Origin of the sequence: Limimaricola sp. G21655-S1, assembly GCF_027213785.1 — a bacterium.
Classification (GTDB): domain Bacteria; phylum Pseudomonadota; class Alphaproteobacteria; order Rhodobacterales; family Rhodobacteraceae; genus Limimaricola.
In genome coordinates this window covers 1-203 of record NZ_JAPWGO010000583.1, presented here as the reverse complement: position 1 = coordinate 203, position 203 = coordinate 1, and the positions used below count along the sequence as shown (strand labels likewise).

Below are 203 nucleotides of genomic sequence, written 5' to 3'. Positions count from 1 at the left end.
GTGACGACGTGGCAGTCGTCGCAGGTATTGGAGCTCGGGATGTGGTTGCCGGGCTTGCCGGTGGCGGTGCTGCCGTTGTGGCAGCTGGCGCAGGCGCCGCTGACCGAGGCGTGGTCGAAGCGCACGTCGGTCCAGTCGGTGACGACGTGGCAGTCGTCGCAGGTATTGGAGCTCGGGATGTGGTTGCCGGGCTTGCCGGTGGC

General features: G+C 68.5%; 1 protein-coding gene. It reads right to left on the bottom strand.

What is annotated here, in order from left to right; genetic code table 11:
* Nucleotides 1-203 (bottom strand): cytochrome c3 family protein (locus tag O4G76_RS21900; RefSeq protein ID WP_269399165.1); only part of this gene is annotated, 203 nt, incomplete at both ends.